The sequence below is a fragment of the Pseudomonas soli genome (assembly GCF_900110655.1).
Lineage (GTDB): Bacteria > Pseudomonadota > Gammaproteobacteria > Pseudomonadales > Pseudomonadaceae > Aquipseudomonas > Aquipseudomonas soli.
This window is the reverse complement of the sequence record NZ_FOEQ01000025.1, coordinates 1-18,436: the sequence shown is the minus strand read 5'-3', so window position 1 is coordinate 18,436 and position 18,436 is coordinate 1. Positions and strand designations below refer to the sequence as shown.

Here is an 18,436-nt window from a genome sequence, read left to right as displayed (position 1 = left end):
AAAACCACCGTCAGTGAAGGCGGCCAGATCACCTACACCGTGACGCTGACCAACGCCCAAGGTCTGCCGGTCAACGGCCACAATGGCCTGACCTTCACCCTGAGCGATGGCACCAAGGTCACCGTACCGGCCGGCAGCGCCAGCGGCACCTTCACTATCAACGCTCCGGACGACGTGTTCGTCGGCGGCCAGCCTTCGATTGTCAACAAGATCGAATGCGTTGGCGGTGGGGATAACTTCGAGAAGCTGACCCTCGGCGACAACTCGGTCACCACGACCGTGACCGACGAGCCAGGCACCGGCACTCCAGGTACCGATAACCAGGGCGACAAGGTCACCGTCACCATCGTCGGCAAAGGCGATGTGACCGAAGACCAGCAGCCTGCCTTCACCGTCAAGGTCAGCCAGAAACTGGCGCAGGACCTGACCGTGACTCTGAGCAACGGCGACAAGGTGGTGATCCCGGCCGGTCAAACCCAGACCGAGTACAAGGCTGCCGCCCAGGGCGACGATGTGTTCAAGGATGGCAGCTCGCTGACCGTCGGCATCACCGATGCCGCAGTCACCGGCAAGACCTTCGAAAACCTGGAGCTCGGTGGCAACGCCACTGTGCAGATCACCGATACCATCAATGAAGTCGTCGCGACCCTCACCGCCGACAAGAGCACTGTGTCCGAAGGTGGCCAGATCACCTACACCGTGACGCTGACCAACGCCCAAGGTCTGCCGGTCAACGGCCACAATGGCCTGACCTTCACCCTGAGCGATGGCACCAAAGTCACCATCCCGGCCGGCAACGCTACCGGCACTGCCACCATCAATGCACCGGACGATGTGTTCGTCGGCGGCCAGGCGACCATCAGCAACAAACTGGTGACCGTCAGCGGTGCCGACAACTTCGAGAAACTGACCCTCGGCCAAGGTGAGGTGCAGACCTCCGTGACCGACGAGCCGGGCACTGGAACCCCGGGCACCGACAACCAGGGCGACAAGGTGTCCGTCACCATCGTCGGCAATGGCAATGTCACCGAGGACCAGCAGCCCTCGTTCACCGTCAAGGTCAGCCAGAAGCTTGGATACGACCTGACTGTCACCCTGTCCAACGGCGACAAGGTGGTGATCCCGGCCGGTCAGACCCAGACAGAGTATAAGGCTGCAGCCCAGGGCGACGACGTGTTCAAGGACGGCAGTTCACTGACCGTCGGCATCACCGATGCCACGGTTCCGGGCCATACCTTCGAGAACCTGGAACTGGGTGGCAATGCCACCGTGCAGATCACCGACACCATCAGTGAAGTGGTCGCCACGCTGTCCGCCGACAAGACCACTGTGTCCGAAGGTGGCCAGGTCACCTACACCGTGACCCTGACCAATGCCCAGGGCCTGTCGGTCACCGGCCACAACGGCCTGACCTTCACCCTCACCGACGGCACCAAGGTCACTATCCCGGCCGGCAGCGCCACTGGCACCGCCACCATCAACGCGCCGGACGACGTGTTCGTCGGTGGTCAGCCGACCATCAGCAACAAGATCACCGGCGTCACCGGCGCGGACAACTTCGAGAAGCTGACCCTGGGTCAGAACGAAGTGAAGACCTCCGTCACCGACGAGCCAGGTTCGGGCACGCCCGGCACCGGTAACCAGGGTGACAAGGTTTCGGTCACCATTGTCGGCAATGGCGATGTCACCGAAGCCCAGCAGCCGTCGTTCACCGTCAAGGTCAGCCAGAAGCTCGACCAGGACCTGACCGTCACCCTGAGCAATGGCGCCAAGGTAGTGATCCCTGCTGGCCAGACCCAGGTCGAGTACAAGGCTGCGGTTCAGGGCGACGACGTGTTCAAGGACGGCGGCCCGCTCACCGTTGGCATCAGCGATGCCAGCGTAGTCGGCAAGACGTTCGAGAACCTCGAGCTTGGCGGCAATGCTACCGTGCAGATCAACGACACCATCAGTGAAGTGGTTGCCACGCTGTCTGCCGACAAGACCACCGTCACCGAGGGCGGCCAGGTCACCTACACCGTAACCCTGACCAACGCCCAGGGCCTGTCGGTCACCGGCCACAACGGCCTGACCTTCACCCTGTCCGATGGCACCAAGGTCACCATCCCGGCCGGCAGCGCCACTGGCACCGCCACCATCAACGCGCCGGACGACGTATTCATCGGTGGCCAGGCCACCATCAGCAACAAGATCACCGGTGTCACCGGCGCGGAAAACTTCGAGAAGCTGACCCTGGGTCAGAACGAAGTGAAGACCTCCGTCACCGACGAACCGGGCTCTGGCACTCCAGGTACCGGTAACCAGGGTGACAAGGTCTCGGTCACCATCGTCGGCAACGGAGATGTCAACGAAGCCCAGCAGCCATCGTTCACCGTCAAGGTCAGCCAGAAGCTCGACCAGGACCTGACCGTCACCCTGAGCAATGGCGCCAAGGTAGTGATCCCTGCTGGCCAGACCCAGGTCGAGTACAAGGCGCCGATCCAGGGCGACGACGTGTTCAAGGACGGCGGCCCGCTCACCGTTGGCATCAGCGATGCCAGCGTGGTCGGCAAGACGTTCGAGAACCTCGAGCTTGGCGGCAATGCTACCGTGCAGATCAACGACACCATCAGTGAAGTCGTGGCCACCTTGTCCGCCGACAAGACCACCGTGTCCGAAGGTGGCCAGGTCACCTACACCGTGACCCTGACCAACGCCCAAGGCCTGTCGGTAGTCGGCCACAACGGCCTGACCTTCACCCTCACCGACGGCACCAAGGTCACCATCCCGGCCGGCAGCGCCACTGGCACCGCCACCATCAACGCGCCGGACGACGTGTTCGTCGGTGGTCAGCCGACCATCAGCAACAAGATCACCGGCGTCACCGGCGCGGACAACTTCGAGAAGCTGACCCTGGGTCAGAACGAAGTGAAGACCTCCGTCACCGACGAGCCAGGTTCGGGCACGCCCGGCACCGGCAACCAGGGTGACAAGGTTTCGGTCACCATCGTCGGCAATGGCAACGTCACCGAAGACCAGCAGCCGTCGTTCACCGTCAAGGTCAGCCAGAAACTGGCGCAGGACCTGACCGTGACCCTGAGCAACGGTGCCAAGGTAATCATTCCGGCCGGCCAGACCCAGGTCGAGTACAAGGCTGCAGCTCAAGGCGACGACGTGTTCAAGGACGGCAGCTCGCTGACCGTGGGCATCACCGATGCCGCAGTCACCGGCAAGACCTTCGAGAACCTCGAGCTGGGTGGCAACGCCACCGTGCAGATCACCGACACCATCAGTGAAGTGGTTGCCACCCTGTCTGCCGACAAGACCACCGTCAGCGAAGGCGGCCAGGTCACCTACACCGTGACCCTGACCAATACCCAAGGCCTGTCGGTAGTCGGCCACAACGGCCTGACCTTCACCCTCACCGACGGCACCAAGGTCACCATTCCGGCCGGCAGCGCCAGCGGCACCTTCACCATCACCGCCAAGGACGACCCGTACCTCGGTGGCCAACCGAACATCGTCAACAAGATCGAGTCGGTCGCCGGTGGCGACAACTTCGAGAAGCTGACCCTGGGCAGCAACACCGTCACCACCAGCGTCACCGACGAGCCGAGCGGCCAGGGCGACCTCACCACCGTCGGCATCAGCGGCGACACCTCGGTGACCGAAGGCGACACCGCCCACTACAACCTGACCCTGAGCAACCCGTCGAAGTCCGAGGTGACCATCACCCTGACCTACAGCGGCACCGCCACCGACGGCCAGGACTTCACCGGTGTGGTCACCGTGAAGATCCCGGCCGGCAGCAGCGGCACCAGCTTCGACATCAAGACCATCGACGACAAGCTGGTCGAGGGCTCGGAGAACTTCACGGTCAAGATCAGCGGCGCCACGGGCGGCGGCTTCGAGAACCTGCAGGTCGACTCGAGCAAGTCCAGCGTCACAACCACCATCATCGACAACGACCACGCGCCGGTGTCGACCGGTGGTGCGGTGACTGGCAGCGAAGACACCGACTACGTGTTCAAGTGGGGCGACTTCAACGTCAGCGACGCCGATGGCAACACCGGCCTGTCGGTGACCATCAGCAAGCTGCCGGACCTGGGCAGCCTGAAGTTCTTCAACGGCACCTCGTGGGTGGATGTCTCGCTCAACCAGAACATCAGCCAGGCCGACATCGCCGCCGGCAAGCTCAAGTTCGTGCCGCTGGCCAACCAGTCGGGCGTCGACGGCTATGGCGGCAGCGGCGTGGGCAACAAGCAAGCCGACTATGCGCAGATCAAGTACAAGCCCAACGACGGCACCAACGCCGGCGGCGAAGTGACCCTGAAGGTCGATATAGCCCCGGTGGCCGACAAGCCGGACTTGAGCATCGGCAACAACAACGTCAACTCGATCGGCCTGCTCAAGGAAACCTGGAACAGCCTCACCGGCCTGGGTAGCAACGGCAACGGCATTACCGGCGATGCACTGAAGAACGTCTTCGCCAACTCTGGCAATGCCAGCAAGAGCGAAACCGTCACTGGTGTCGACACGGTCGCCACCGTGACGCCTGGCACAGGGTCGAAGACCTCCGGCCTGATCTACCTGGAAGCCGGCAAGACTTATTCGTTCAGCGGCACCGCCGACGATAGTCTGCAGATCGTCGTCGGTGGCAAGAACGTCGCCAGCGGCACCTGGGGCTCGGCCAGCGGCGCCATTTCCGGCAGCTTCACCCCGACCACCAGCGGCTACTACACCCTGGAGATCTACAACGCCAACCAGGCCGGCCCCGGCAGCCTGGACGTCAACATCAAGGTGGGCAACGGCGCGGTCACCGACCTCAACAGCTCGAACATCCCGATGTACCCGAGCGTCAAGGACCTGACCAACGCCGGCGTGACCGTTGGCGACCTGCACGGCAGCAACAACCAGGGCTACTACGACGGCTACAAGCTCAACGAAGGCAGCGAGAACGGTGCCCCGGTCAAGCTGGTGGGCATCAGCACCAACCTCACCGACACCGACGGCTCCGAGTCCCTGAGCGTCAAGCTCAGCGGCATCCCGGCAGGCTCGGTGCTGGCCGATAACGCCGGCCATACCTTCACCGTCGGCAAGGACGCGGTGGACGTCACCGGCTGGAACCTGGGTAGCCTGACCATCAAGCCGCCGGCTTACTACCAAGGCCAGTTCGACGTGAAGGTCAGCTCGACCTCCACCGAGAGCGTCGGCGGCAGCACGGCGACCAGCGAAGGCACCATCAAGGTCACCGTCTACCCGCAGTCCTACACCACCAGCAACCTGTCCTCGGACAGCGACAACATCACCGGCACCGACGGCAACGATGTGGTGGTTGCCGACGTCACCGGCCTGCACGTGGTGCCGGGCCAGGACTACAACCTCGCCTTCATCGTCGATACCTCGGGCAGCATGGGTTCATCCGGCGTGGATGCGGCGAAAAAGTCTCTGGAATCGGTGTTCAAGACCCTGGCCGCCAGCGTCAAGGGCGACCAGTCGGGTACCGTGAACATCCTCCTGGTGGACTTCGCCACCCAGGTCAAGAGCAGCGTTGCGGTGACCCTGAACGATGCCGGCCTGCAGCAGCTGCTCAACGCCCTGAACAATCTGCGGGCAGATGGCGGCACCAACTACGAAGACGCCTTCAAGACCACCGCCAACTGGTTCCAGAACCTCAAGGATGGTGGCAATACCGGCAGCAACCAGACGTTCTTCATCACCGATGGCAAGCCGACCTACTACCAGACCAACGAGAACTCCAACCCGACCCTGGGCACCTCTGGCATCACCCTGGACACCTTCCTGGCTTCGATCAACTACAAGCCGGGCATGGCGTACAACGGCTACATCGACAGCAGCAACACCAACTACGTCAGCATCGACAACGCCGGCAACCTGCAGGTGCAGTACTACCGCAACGGTTGGAAATACGGCGTATCGGGCGAGCTGCACGCGGAAGGTAACGGCACTTACGAGCTGTCTTCACGGGGTGGCCTGGGCTACGACACCAACAGCGCCACCACGAGCAACTCGCAGGACAGCTTCAAGTTGCTCTCGGGCCTGTCCGAGGTCGAGGCCATCGGCCTCAACAACGGCGTCAACACCAACGACCTGAAACCGTACGACACCGACGGCAAGCCGCAGACCAACATTGACCCGAGCAAGCTGGCCGAGGCCATCCTAGGTCATACCGAAGTCACACAGCCGGGCAACGATACAGTCAGCGGTGGCGACGGCAACGACATCATCTTCGGCGACCTGATGGTCTTCGACGGTGTTGCCGGCACCGGTGTCGAGGCGATCCGCGGCTATGTCGCCGACAAGCTCGGCGTAGACGCGGGCAGCGTGGACGCGCGGGCGATGCACAAGTACATCACCGAGAACTATGCCGAGTTCGATGTCTCGCGCAGCAACGACGGTGCCGATACCTTGCTGGGCGGCAACGGCAACGACATCATCTTCGGCCAGGGTGGCAATGACTACATCGACGGCGGCAAGGGTAACGACATCCTGCTCGGCGGCACCGGCAATGACACCCTGCTCGGCGGTGAAGGCAACGACATGCTGTTTGGCGGTGCTGGCAATGACATTCTCATTGGCGGCAAGGGCGATGACATCATGACCGGTGGCAGTGGTGCCGACACCTTCGTGTGGAAGGCCGGCGACCTGGGCAACGACGTGATCAAGGACTTCAAGGCAAGCGAAGGCGACCGCCTCGACCTGAGAGATCTGCTGCAGGGCGAAAAGGCCAGCACCATCGACAACTTCCTGAAGATCACCACTGTGGGAGGCGAGTCGACCCTGCAGGTTAGTACCGAAGGCAAGCTCAACGCCGCCGGTGGCCTGGCCAACGCCGATGTGAGCATCAAGCTCGAAGGGGTCAACTGGTCCAACACCACGATCAACTCGTTGATCAGCGGTGCCGACCCGACCATCAAGATCGACAACTCCAACAGCTGAGTTCCCTCCCCCGCGGCAGCCGGCAACGGCCGCCGCGTCGGGGCGGGCTTTCCCCGCCAACGCTTCACGCGCATACTCGTGCACCGGGCCTACACGCCCGGTGAACTTTGCCTATGCTGCTGACTACCAACAAGGAATCATCGTGACGAGGGACGCCGCCATGTTCTACGTGCAACGCGACGCTGACGGCCGTTTGCTGCGAGTGGAAGCCGCCGGGTTTGATGGATTTACGGACATGGTCCCCGCCGACAGTGCCGAGATCCAGGAATGGTTCGCCGACGATGTCGTTGAGAACAGCCTCAGGCAGCTCAAGCAGAGCGATCTGGACATGATCCGGGTGCTGGAGGACCTGATCGAGGTGCTGACTGCCAAAGGCGTGTTCAGCATCACCGACCTGCCGCCCGGCGCCCAGGCCAAGTTGCTCAACCGCTCCACCGCGCGCAAGGCGCTGGGTAGCCTGAACAACCTGATAGAGGAAGACGAGGAAGGCGGGTTGATCTGACCAAGCTGGCGGCGTATTGCAGTGCGAGTTGCCTCGCACTGATGACACGGCTGGTCAACGCCAGGGGGCCGGCCCACCAACCAGTTGGCCCTGGATGCCCTGCACACCCATGTCCCGCAGCACCTTCAACTCCCCCTCGGTCTCCACCCGCTCAGCGATCAGCGGCAGGTCGATACTGTGTGCCGCCCGCTGGATAGCTTCGATGAAGAGGCGCTTGTGGCGTTCCTGGTCAATGTTGCGGATATAGCCACCATCGATTTTCAAGTAGGCCAGCCCCAAGTGAGCCAGGTTTCCGATCATGCTGAAGCGCCCACCGAAACGCTGCAGCGCCAGGCTGAAGCCCAATGTTCGCAGGCGCCGGGTCAGGAGCTCCAGCACCGACTGCTCGGGCAGCTGCTCCTCGCCGATCTCGAAAGTCAGCCGCGGTCCCAGTGCACTGTGCTGCCCCAACAGGTCATAGATCCGCTGCAGCGCCTTGGGATCGGCCAGTGTCGCAGCCGACAAGTTCAGTGCCAACGCTTCGCCATGCCCGTGCAGGTGCTTGAGCACCTTTTCCAGCACCAGCAAGTCCAGCCGTGGCATCCAGCCGAAGCGCTCCAGCCAAGGTAGGAAACGGCCGGCCGCCAGGGCTTCGCCCACTTCGTCGTGCAAGCGCGAGATGACCTTGTAATGCAGCACTCGCTCGGGCGCCCGGGCATCGACGACGGGCTGGAAGAACAGCTCGAACTGCCCTTGGCCCAGCGCCTGGTCCAGGCGCGTATGCCAGACATGGTGGCTGTCGGCGGCTTGGTCTGCGGCGCCCTGTTCCAGGCATACCCAACCCGGTGCGGGCTGACTCTCGGCGCGGGCCAGAGCTTCGTCGGCGAGCTTGAGGAGCCCTTGCGGCGCATCACCTGGACTGAAGGGGGCAAGGCCAATGCAGGCCACCGGGTCAACATCGCTGGCTCCGGTCTCGTGCAGGCTCTGCAAGGTGCCTTCCAGGGCTTGCGCCAGTTGGATTGCCTCATCATGAACCATGCCCGGCGCCAATACCGCGAACTCGCCGCCACGGCTGCGCGTGATCAGGTCGTTTGTCTCGGGGTAGTTCGCACAGGTGCGAAGCAATTGCTCCCCCACCGCCTGCAGTAATTGGTCGGTACGCTGACCACCCAGCCGGGCATTGAGCCCGGCCAGGTCCTGAACCCGCAGCAACAGCAGGTAGCCGCTCCGGGCCTCCTCCAAGTTGCTGACCCGGGCATTGAGCTGCATTTCGAAGTAACGGCGGTTGGCCAGGCCGGTGAGGCTGTCCTGGTAGGACTCCGCACGCAGCTTCTCGCTGCGCTCGGCCTGCTCGGTGAACAGAGCCTTGAGTTTCTCGACCATCTGGTTCATGGCCTGTACCACTCGGCGCAGTTCGGGGGTGCGTGGCAGCTCGGGCAGACTGAGGAACTCACGACGGGCGATGGCGTGGGACTGCGCCACCATATAGTCGAGCGGACGCAACTGGCGGCGCAGCAGCAGCGCCCCGAGCACCGCGCTCACGGCGCCGCACAGCAGCAGCCAGCCAAGGCTGCCCAAGGCGCTCTGCCAGAGCTTGGCCAAGGCGAACATCGGGTGGCTTATCACCTCTACCCGCGCCGCCTGCTGCCAGCCCCGGCTGACGAGGGCATCGCCACCGGCCGGCTCCAGGCCGATGAGCTGGATGAACCAGCCCGGCACGCCGCCGGTGTCGGGCTCTGCGTGACGCTCGACCAGCACGGCATTGGAGTCCAGGTCGATAACCTTGATACTCGAGTAGTAGCCACTGTCGAAAATCGAGCTGACCATCAGCTCGACCATCGCCGGGTCATCGATATTCGGCGTCAGCGACAACGCCAACGCGGTCGCGGCATCCTGGGCATGAGAACGCAGCTGGTTGACATACTGGCTGCGCGAGCTCTCCAGGCTGACCATGAAACTGCCACTGAAGGCGATCACCAGGAACAGGCAAATGGCTAGCAGCAATTGTTTGAACAGTGACATCTGTGCTCCTTCAGTAAACCGGTTCGGCCGGGAACCCTTCGGCCTGCATTTTCTTCAGCAAGTCCTGCCAACGCGACAGGCGCTTGGTGTCGCCGACCTTCCTGTTGCCGCCTGCGCCGGTCAGCCACAAGCCTTCACCGTTGAAGGCGTACACCGGCAGCAGGTCAGTGCGCTGGCTGGCCGGCTTGATCGCGTCCATCAGGCTGTCGAGCACCAGCGGCTGCGCCTGTGGGCTTGAATAATAGGTCAGGACCATGTGCGCACGATTCTGGCGCAGGGCTTTGACGTAAGTGATGCGCAGCTTCTCCGCCGGAATGCCGATACGCCGCAGGCTGAAGTACTTGGCGATGGCGTAGTCCTCGCAGTCGCCCGCTCCTTTGATCAGCGATTGGACCGGCGTGGCCCAGTAGTCAACCTCGTGCCATAGGTCTATGTCCTCGACGTAGCGCAACTGCTTGTTGAAGAACAGATTGACCACTTGCAACTGCTCCATCTCGCTGCCCTGCTTCTGTGTCGACAGCAGGTTCTGCCAGGCATCGATACGCCCCTGGCCCGGGCCTAATGGGCCATAGAGCGCCTGGGCACGGCGGCTGATCTGCGAGAAGTCCCAATCCGCCTGCGTGATGCCCAGCCACAAGCAGCCGAGCAGCACGGCAAGGCCGAGCCGGCGAACGATCGCGTTGAGAGGCCAAGGTATCGCCACTGCGAACACCTGTTCAGATCAGTCGAAAGCAGCGATGGTGCGGGCTGGCGCGAGAAAAGACAATGGCGCCGGCTGCCAGTGCTGCCAACTGTCGGCAAAGCCGCTTCGTACAAGGGCTGGCGACCTTGACCATCTTCCCAATGCCGGCAACTTGCTTCACGATAGCCGCGTTTCGTGAGTGCGCCACGGCGCAACTGCCTGATCAATCCGTTTGACAAGCGCCCCCTTCCCTCACTAGGGTTATTGGATCCAATTTTCATGTTGCCGAGGCGAACCCCGCGTGGCTGAGAAACCCAAACTCCTGAGCACCGTGCTAGGCAGCGAGCAGGTACCGCCGCACCTGGCGCGCGGTGTCATCGAAGAGCGTCTGCGCAGTGCCATCCTCGACGGCCGACTGCCACCGGGGACCGCGGTGCGCCAGCAAGAGCTGGCGACCCTGTTTGGCGTCAGCCGCATGCCCGTGCGCGAGGCGCTACGCCAATTGGAGGCCCAGTCCCTGCTACAGGTGGTGATGCACAAAGGCGCCGTGGTGGCACCGCTGATCGGCGAGGACGCCGTCGATACCTACGCCCTGCGCGTACTGCTCGAGACTGAGGCACTGCGCCAGTCAATCCCCTCGCTCGACGCTGACGACATCGCCCAGGCCAGATCGTATATCCGCCAACTGGAGAACGAGACCCGCCACGCTGAAATCGGCAGGCTCAACCGTCTGTTCCACATGGCCCTCTATAGCAAGGCAAAGAACCAGAAACTGCTGCGCATGATCGAGATCGAGCTCAACGAGGAGGAACGCTTCCTGCGCTTCCATCTGTCCTCGATGGGGCTGGGCAAGCTCACCCAGGACGACCACATCGCGTTGGTCGACGCTGCCAGCGACAAACTGGTTGACGAAGCCATCAAGCTCCTGGAAGAGCACCTGAACCACGCCGCGCGAACCATCAGGAACTACCTCGACAAGCAATCGGGCAACTGATTCTGCTCAACCGCGCAGCCGACCTCAGCGACCGCGTCGCTGCGCAGACACGATCCGCCACAAGGAACGGCAGTGCACGTGCAGACGCGACAGGAAACCACGCCCGACCAGCCCCCCAGGATTCGCTTGATCTGCCTGGCAAGCACCCGACAGCAACTTGCCCAATACCGCACGTGGGCAAGGACCCTGGGCGATCCCATCGAACTGGTCGCGGTCGATGTGCCCTCCATCGCCGACCCCGAACAATTACTGCCCATTTCTGGGCATCTGACTCAGGTGCTGCTTGAACAGCTCCAACCCTACCTCGTGCAGCCGCACGCCTTGTTTGCCCAAGGGCTAGGCGCGCATATCGCACTGGCCCTGATACAGAAGGTGCAGGGTGCTTGCCCAGGGCTGACCCGTCATTTGTTTGTTTCAAGCTGTGACAGCCCACAATTCAGTACCACCCACCTGCCCCTTCATATCCCCACGACTGTGCTCTATCCGCCAGGCTCCCTGGCGGCAATGCTTGGTTGGCACAGGCTGGTTCGTCGGGAGCTGGAGCTGATTGAACTACCGCTGCAAGCGGTGGATAGTTCGTTGCTGAACCAGCGCCTGGTGCGCATCTTCAACGCCCATCTCGGGTTGCTGAGTTTCTAATCCTCCCCCTGCCATCCCTGTGCTGATCAAGGCTTTTCCGTGGCCCGGTCAGTGCCTGGCCATGGCAGTGCCAGCTTTTTGGGGACACTCTACTCCCCGCAGCGGCCGCTGATCATCAGACGTGGACCTGGCCGTCTGCCTCCCCATTAACTTGCAGAAGGAACCTGGCACCGGGGCAAGGACCGCAAGCGATCAGCCGCCCCTCAATAGTTACTCTCCCCCTCTCCGTTCATTCGTGCTCCGAGTGAGGCATTCACTCTGTGACATTTTTTCTGATCGTTAATTATCGGAAGGAGTACGTATTGCCAAAATAAAACTTACTCAAAGTTTTATTCAGAACCGTATATTTCAAGAAAAGTCCGAATATAAATTAATCAAAAAAACAATTGCGGCAAACTTTGAAGTTGTTCTAACTTTTATATCGCCAGCCAAGGAGCGGCCCTGCGCCTCCGTGAGCGCTTAGCCAGACGAGCCCTGCCGGCCTCTGCCTGTTGTTCGAATTCGAGTTTCCACTCGAGGCCTTCATTCGCCCGGCATTTATCTGCCTTGCAACTTTCAGAGTAATACCAACCCTGTATTTCAACCCTAAACGGAGCTCATCATGAGCACATTGAAGCGCACACTTTCCGACAAGAAACATAAACTCTCCCTGCACCCGCTATTTTCCGAAATCGATTCTCTGGAGACGCTCCGGGGGTTCATGGAAACCCATGTGTTCGCTGTCTGGGACTTCATGTCTCTGACCAAACGCCTGCAGCAGGAGCTGACCTGCGTCAGCCTGCCCTGGCTGCCACCAAGGGACCCGGCCGCAGCGCGTCTGATCAACGAGATCGTTCTGGGCGAAGAATCAGACGAGCGCCTGGATCATGGTCACTACAGCCACTTCGAGCTGTACCTGGATGCCATGCGCGAAGTCGGTGCAAGCACCCAGGCCATCGAACGCTTCGTCAGCCTGCAGCAACAAGGCGTCGCGGCATTCGACGCGCTGCAACGCTGTGGCGCCAGTGAAGCGGCACAGCGGTTCGTTCGTGACACTCTCGAAGTGGCCATCGAGGCACCGGCCCACCAGGTTGCCGCCGCCTTCCTGCACGGGCGGGAAAGCGTCATTCCATCGATGTTCCAGCAGATTCTCGACGAGTGGGGCATCGGCACCGAGCAGGCACCGACCTTCCGCTACTACCTGCAACGTCACATCGAGGTCGACTCCGAGGACCACGGCCCCGCCGCCGAGCAATTGCTGGCACGCCTGGTCGATCACGATCCGCTGCGCCAGGAAGACGTCTACGTGGCCGCCATCGCCGCGGTGGACAGCCGCATGGCCCTGTGGGACCGCCTGCGTACGTCGCTGAAAACGGCTGTTGCCGAGGTCACCCCATGAATGCCCTCGAGTATCGCTCCTTTGCCGAGGCCTGGGAGGCCAGGGCGACCATTCGCACTCGGCCACGACGCCAGGTAGAGGATGACCAGCGCCTGATCTACCCCCTGAGCCGCCAGCCCCTGGTGCTCGGCGCGACGTTCCAGCGCGAGTGCCCGCAGTTGCGCGACTTCGTGCTGGTACAGAGCCTCTACAAGTTCATCAATGACGTGGTGATCTTCGAGACCGAGATCGTCGACCGTACCGCCCGGCGCATCGCCAAGGACCGCTTTGCCGTGCGTTTCCCGTTCGCCTGCCGCTACGACGCGATGACCGTGGTGGTGGACGAGGACTATCACGCCCTGGTGGCGATGGACTTCCTGCAACAGAGCATCGCCCTGACCGGGATCGAGCCGATCGCCCTGCCCCAGGAAATCGAACTCAGCCGCGCCATTCCAGCCGTGCTGGAGCAAGTGCCCGAGGCCCTGCGTGACGCCCTGGAGCTGATCTGCGTGGGCATCGCCGAGAACACCCTGACCGACGATGTCGCGGCCTTTGCCCGCGACGACTCGGTCAAGCCCTCGGTGAAGGGCCTGATGGCCGATCACCTGCTGGACGAAGGTCGTCACTCGAGCTTCTGGGCGCGCCTGACGCGCATCTACTGGCATACCGCGCCTGAGGCGGATCGCCAGATGATCGCCAAGGTACTCCCGTTGTTCCTGCGCCAGTACCTGACCAACGACATTCAGCAGGCTTTCGACTGCGCCCTGATCGACGCCTTGCCGGTGAGCGATACGGTGCGCCAGGCCCTGCGCGAGGAAGCGCTGGGCCTGGCCTACCCGATCAACCGCCAGCATCCGCTGCTGAGCAACATCCTGCGTTTCTTCCGCAGCAGCTCGATGCTCGAGTCTCCCTGCGTACAGGACGCCCTGCGCGACTATCTGCCCTGAGGACTTAGACATGAGACGCCTCGACATACTCCTGGTGGGCACCAGCCCGCCCCTGGAGGAGTTCGCCCGCCTGCTCGCCGAGCACGGACATGGCTCGGCCAGGGCCGATAGCGCCCAGGCCGTCCCCCGGCAGTTGTCGGCCCAACCCGACCTGGTGGTGGAGGATGGCAGCCTGGCACTGCGCAGCAGTGATTGGCAGCCCCTGGGCGGCACGCCGCTGCTCAGGCTGCGCCTGGGTGCGAGCTACGCCGACACCCTGCCGCAACTGGAGGCCCTGTGCTGGTGCGGCAGTGCCAGCGCCCAGCGGCTGATCCATCGCGTGCCGATACACACACCGCGCTCCGGCAATGGCCAACAGCTGCGTGAGGACACCTTGCAAGCCCTGTGCGAGCAACTGGCGCTGCAGGTCACCCGCTTCGCCCGCAACCCGTTGCATCTGCAGGAAACGCCTGCGGTGAGCCCGGGAGACCAGGAGCGTGAGCACGGCCTGGACTGGCTGGACACTTTGGCCTACCGCCATCCGTTCAACCGCACACTGCGCGCCGATTTGCTGGAGAAGGCCGAAACAGGCCTGATCGGCGGCCTGGAGCACAGCCTACGTGTGCACGCAGGGTCTCCCGCCGTGAACCACAACGGCCAGCGTTGCTCTTATGAGCAACTGCACGCCCGCGCCGCCGTCATCCAGCAGGCCTTGTTGCCGCTGCTGCCCAACGCCGGGGAACAGCCGCCTGTGGTCGCCGTGTGCATGGGCAAGTCACCCGAGCTCTACGCCAGCCTGCTGGCGGTGCTGGGCTGCGCCGCAATCTACCTGCCACTGGATCCGGCCACGCCGGCCGAGCGCCGCCAGCTGATCCTCGACGACGCAGGCGCCTGCGTCATGCTGCACGACGGCCAGACGCCTGTGGATATCCCTGATGTGGATGTGCGCAACCTTCCTTTGGCGCAGGACTTGCCGCCGCCCAGCCTGGCGTTGCGCCAGGCTGCCGCCGAGCAGGCCTGCGTGGCGATCTACACCTCCGGCACCACCGGCCAACCGAAAGGCGTGTTGCTCAGCCAAGGCAACCTGGCGCACTTCATGGCCTGGTATCGCGAGCATGTGGACCTGGACCGGCACAGCCGGGTCCTGCAGTTCTCCACCATCGGCTTCGATGCCTCGCTGCTGGATATCCTGCCGACGTTCGCCTGTGGCGCGGAACTGGTCCTGCCCAGTGAAGACCAGCGTCGCGATCCGCAACTGCTGGTACAACTTATCCACAGAGAGGAGGTGAGCCACGCGTTCCTGCCACCGGCGCTGCTGAGCATCCTGCCCCGGGATCTCCATCTGGGCCTGCGCCATCTGGTCACCGGCGGCGACGTCTGCGAACCGGAGGTCATCGCCCGATTGGCCGGGCAATGCCGGATGCACAATATCTATGGGCCGACCGAAACCACCGTGCTGGCCACGACCCGGGTGTTCGGTACGGGCGACGACAACCGCAACCTGGGGCTGCCAATCGCCAACACCCAGGTGTTGATCCTCGACCAACACCTGCAGCCGGTTTGTGAGCAGACCCCGGGCGAGCTGTACATCGTCGGGCCAGGTGTCGGCCTGGGCTACCTGAACAACCCCGAACTGAGCGCCGAACGCTTCGTCGAGCTGAGCTTGCCCGCGGGCCGCACACTGCGCGCCTACCGCACGGGAGATATCGGCAAATGGACGGACCAAGGTATCGAGCTGTGCGGCCGGCGAGACAACCAGGTGAAGATCCGTGGCTTCCGGGTCGAACCCGAAGAAATCGAGCACTGCCTGCGCGATAGCCAGCTGTTCGCCCAGGTGGCGGTGGTGATCGACGCCCAGCGGCGGGTCCTGGCCTTCCTTGCCCACCCGCAACGGGCCGATGGCGAAACCTTGCTGCGCGAGCATGCCGAGCGACACCTACCCGACTACATGCGCCCGATGTTCTATCAGGTACTGCAGCAGATGCCCTATACCGCCAACGGCAAGGTGGATCGCCGGGCGTTGTCGTTGCGTCCACTGGCGTTGCCAACCAGCCAGCGCATCGAACCGCAGACAACCACCGAGGAGCGCCTGCGCTGCCTGTGGAGTGCGCTGCTGGAGCTTCCACACAGCGAGATTTCCGTCGACGAGAGCTTCTTCAACCTCGGCGGACACTCCATCCTGCTGTCGCGCCTGCTCCTGGAGGTCAGGGAACACTTCGGCCAGGGGGTGGCCATCAACCGCTTCATCGAACAGCCGACCCTGCAACGCCTGGGCGCGCTGCTCGATGGCGATCACGAGGCGTTGCAAACCTCCCTGGTACGCCTGGAGCAGGACGCCAACCGCGAACTGGGCCTGCAAGTGCAACCGCTGGAGCGCCTGGGCGATGTGCACAAGGTAATCGTCACCGGGGCCAACAGCTTCCTTGGCGTGCATCTGGTCGAGGCCCTGCTGGAGTGGGGCGCGAGTGAAGTCGCTTGCCTGGTACGCAGCGCCGCAGGGCTATCCGCCGATGAGCGTTTCTCCCAGGCCCTGCAGGACAACCACGTCACCCTGGACCGCAGCCGCGTGCGGGTATTCGAAGCGGACCTGCGCAAGCCACTGCTGGGTTTGGCCCAGGCCGACTACGACTACCTGGACAGTAACTATGGCGCGTTGCTGCACAACGCCGCGCAAGTCAACCATGTGCTCGACTACGAGGTCCTGGCAGCCGACAACATCGAGCCCTTGTTCGAGTGCCTGCGACTATGCGAAGGCCGGCGCAAAAAGATCTTTAACTTCATCTCGACCCTGTCCGCTTGCAGCGCGGTCGACATTGACGGTCGCGTGCTGGAGAGCGATCCGACCAGTACCCCGCCAATCTACATCCGCAACGGCTACAACCTCAGCAAATGGGTCGGCGAGCGCATCCTCAGCCGTGCCCGTGAGCAGGGCGTGTGGGTCAACCTGTTCCGCCCCGGCAACATCACCTTCGATAGCCGCACCGGGGTCTGCCAGCCGCAGCGCAACCGGCTGATGCTGATGCTCAAGGGCTCGCTGCAGTTGGGCCAGGTGCCGGAGCTCGAAATCGACTTCGACCTCATGCCGGTGGACTTCCTGTCCCGCTTCATCGCTTTCCACAGCAGCCGTCACCTGGCCGGCCAGTGCGTGTTCAACCTGCACAACCCCGAACCCCTGCGCTGGCGTGACTACCTGGCTTCGTTCCATGCCCAGGGCCATGCCTTCGAACTGGTCAGCATCGAGCAATGGCAGCGCCAGTTGGCCAGGGTCGATAGCGACAACGCGCTGTACGACGTCCTGGGCTTCTACCTGGACGGTTTCGAGGAAGACATCGGCGACATCTCCGGCATCGCCCACGATAACGCCCGCGCCGGGGTGCAGCGCATGGGCGCCCGTTACCCGAGCAAGGACCCGGCGCTGCTCAGCCGTGGCTGCCGCTACCTGGCCGACATCGGCTTTATCTGATCCCTTTCATACACAACAGGAGCAACATCCAATGCAAGCACTCAAACCCGATACCCTGATCCGCAACCCGCAAGGCTGCCTGGTGGTTTCCAGCGTGGAGATCGCCGCGCCGGCCGCCAACGTATGGAACATCGTCGGCAACTTCGCTGGCTTCCCGGTGTTCATTCCTGCCCTGGCGCATATCGAGATGACCGGCAGCGGTGTGCGCTCGGTGCGCAAGAAGCTGTTCAAGGATGGCAACGTGGTGATTGAGCAGTTGAACAGCCGCGACGATCAGGCCATGAACATGACCTGGAGCCTGATCTACACCAGCTTGAACATCGGCAATCTGTGGGCGGCCATGCAAGTGCAGGCGATCGACGCCAGCCGCAGCCGTGCGACCTGGACCATCCAGGCCGAGCCATGGGAGGGCGGGCCGGAGGCTCTGCCGGGCTTCCAGGCATTCCTGCAGGGGTTTGCCGATGAGGCGATGGGCAATGTGCGTAACCTGCTGAGCTGATAGCACTGGCAGGGACGTATGCCCCGATAGCAAAAAGGCCGCTCCCAACCGGGAGCGGCCTTTTTTTGTCTTGAAGATCAGGGGTCGGGCTGTGCTGTTGCACAGCGAAAAGAGATATCTGTAGGAGCGGCTTTAGCCGCGATGCAAGCAACTCGGTGCCTGGCACCCGCTTCGCGGGTGATCGCGGCTGAAGCCGCTCCTACAGGGACCGTGCTGTGCTTGTGAATACTGTTCCCTTCGTGCCAGCGCAGGGAGCTGGACGATTTCATACGGGAACTTCAGGCATTGATACCTGAAAGACAAAGCCCCTGATCGCATCGCGATCAGGGGCTTTGGAATTGAATCTTGACGATGACCTACTCTCACATGGGGAAACCCCACACTACCATCGGCGATGCATCGTTTCACTGCTGAGTTCGGGATGGGATCAGGTG

10 protein-coding genes and 1 rRNA gene are annotated in these 18,436 nt (G+C 62.7%); 8 read left to right on the top strand and 3 right to left on the bottom strand.

Going from position 1 to position 18,436, the window contains the following annotated elements:
- Positions 1-6,939 (top strand): immunoglobulin-like domain-containing protein (locus BMY03_RS25745; protein ID WP_143067582.1); only part of this gene is annotated, 6,939 nt, incomplete at its 5' end.
- A gap of 160 nt (positions 6,940-7,099) precedes the next feature.
- On the top strand, positions 7,100-7,441 hold the full coding sequence (locus BMY03_RS25740) for a hypothetical protein (RefSeq protein ID WP_023628881.1): 342 nt from the start codon (positions 7,100-7,102) through the stop codon (positions 7,439-7,441).
- A gap of 54 nt (positions 7,442-7,495) precedes the next feature.
- Here BMY03_RS25740 and lapD read toward each other — a convergent pair whose 3' ends face one another.
- On the bottom strand, positions 7,496-9,442 hold the full coding sequence (lapD, locus tag BMY03_RS25735) for a cyclic di-GMP receptor LapD (protein ID WP_094012622.1): 1,947 nt from the start codon (positions 9,440-9,442) through the stop codon (positions 7,496-7,498).
- Positions 9,443-9,452: 10 nt separating this feature from the next.
- Positions 9,453-10,154, bottom strand: a complete 702-nt coding sequence (lapG, locus tag BMY03_RS25730; RefSeq protein WP_232888295.1) for a cysteine protease LapG — start codon at positions 10,152-10,154, stop codon at positions 9,453-9,455.
- Between the two features lie 271 nt (positions 10,155-10,425).
- On the opposite strand from lapG, the gene BMY03_RS25725 reads away from it, so the two are divergent.
- The 6 genes from BMY03_RS25725 (at position 10,426) to BMY03_RS25700 (ending at position 18,002) form a co-directional block, all read left to right on the top strand.
- Positions 10,426-11,118, top strand: a complete 693-nt coding sequence (locus tag BMY03_RS25725; RefSeq protein WP_023628878.1) for a GntR family transcriptional regulator — start codon at positions 10,426-10,428, stop codon at positions 11,116-11,118.
- 72 nt (positions 11,119-11,190) lie between these two features.
- Complete coding sequence (locus BMY03_RS25720; protein WP_023628877.1) at positions 11,191-11,757, top strand: hypothetical protein; 567 nt, start codon at positions 11,191-11,193, stop codon at positions 11,755-11,757.
- A 601-nt stretch (positions 11,758-12,358) separates the two neighbouring features.
- A complete protein-coding gene (locus BMY03_RS25715) occupies positions 12,359-13,135 on the top strand; it encodes a DUF3050 domain-containing protein (RefSeq protein WP_023628876.1) in 777 nt (258 codons plus the stop codon).
- Positions 13,132-14,061 carry a diiron oxygenase gene (locus tag BMY03_RS25710; protein ID WP_094012620.1) on the top strand — a complete coding sequence of 310 codons (930 nt, stop codon included), beginning with the start codon at positions 13,132-13,134 and terminating at the stop codon, positions 14,059-14,061. Before BMY03_RS25715 ends, BMY03_RS25710 begins: the two co-directional genes overlap by 4 nt.
- A gap of 10 nt (positions 14,062-14,071) precedes the next feature.
- Complete coding sequence (locus BMY03_RS25705) at positions 14,072-17,503, top strand: amino acid adenylation domain-containing protein (RefSeq protein WP_094012619.1); 3,432 nt, start codon at positions 14,072-14,074, stop codon at positions 17,501-17,503.
- Between the two features lie 31 nt (positions 17,504-17,534).
- Positions 17,535-18,002 carry an SRPBCC family protein gene (locus BMY03_RS25700; protein ID WP_023630620.1) on the top strand — a complete coding sequence of 156 codons (468 nt, stop codon included), beginning with the start codon at positions 17,535-17,537 and terminating at the stop codon, positions 18,000-18,002.
- 343 nt (positions 18,003-18,345) lie between these two features.
- Here BMY03_RS25700 and rrf read toward each other — a convergent pair.
- Positions 18,346-18,436 (bottom strand): 5S ribosomal RNA (gene rrf, locus BMY03_RS25695); the annotation flags it as partial.

Bases quoted from the DNA above. Each gene is read 5' to 3' on its own strand.
- BMY03_RS25740 (WP_023628881.1), top strand. From the start codon at position 7,100: ATGTTCTACGTGCAACGCGACGCTGACGGCCGTTTGCTGCGAGTGGAA.
- BMY03_RS25715 (WP_023628876.1), top strand. From the start codon at position 12,359: ATGAGCACATTGAAGCGCACACTTTCCGACAAGAAACATAAACTCTCC.
- BMY03_RS25710 (WP_094012620.1), top strand. From the start codon at position 13,132: ATGAATGCCCTCGAGTATCGCTCCTTTGCCGAGGCCTGGGAGGCCAGG.
- BMY03_RS25705 (WP_094012619.1), top strand. From the start codon at position 14,072: ATGAGACGCCTCGACATACTCCTGGTGGGCACCAGCCCGCCCCTGGAG.
- lapD (WP_094012622.1), bottom strand. From the start codon at position 9,442: ATGTCACTGTTCAAACAATTGCTGCTAGCCATTTGCCTGTTCCTGGTG.
- BMY03_RS25700 (WP_023630620.1), top strand. From the start codon at position 17,535: ATGCAAGCACTCAAACCCGATACCCTGATCCGCAACCCGCAAGGCTGC.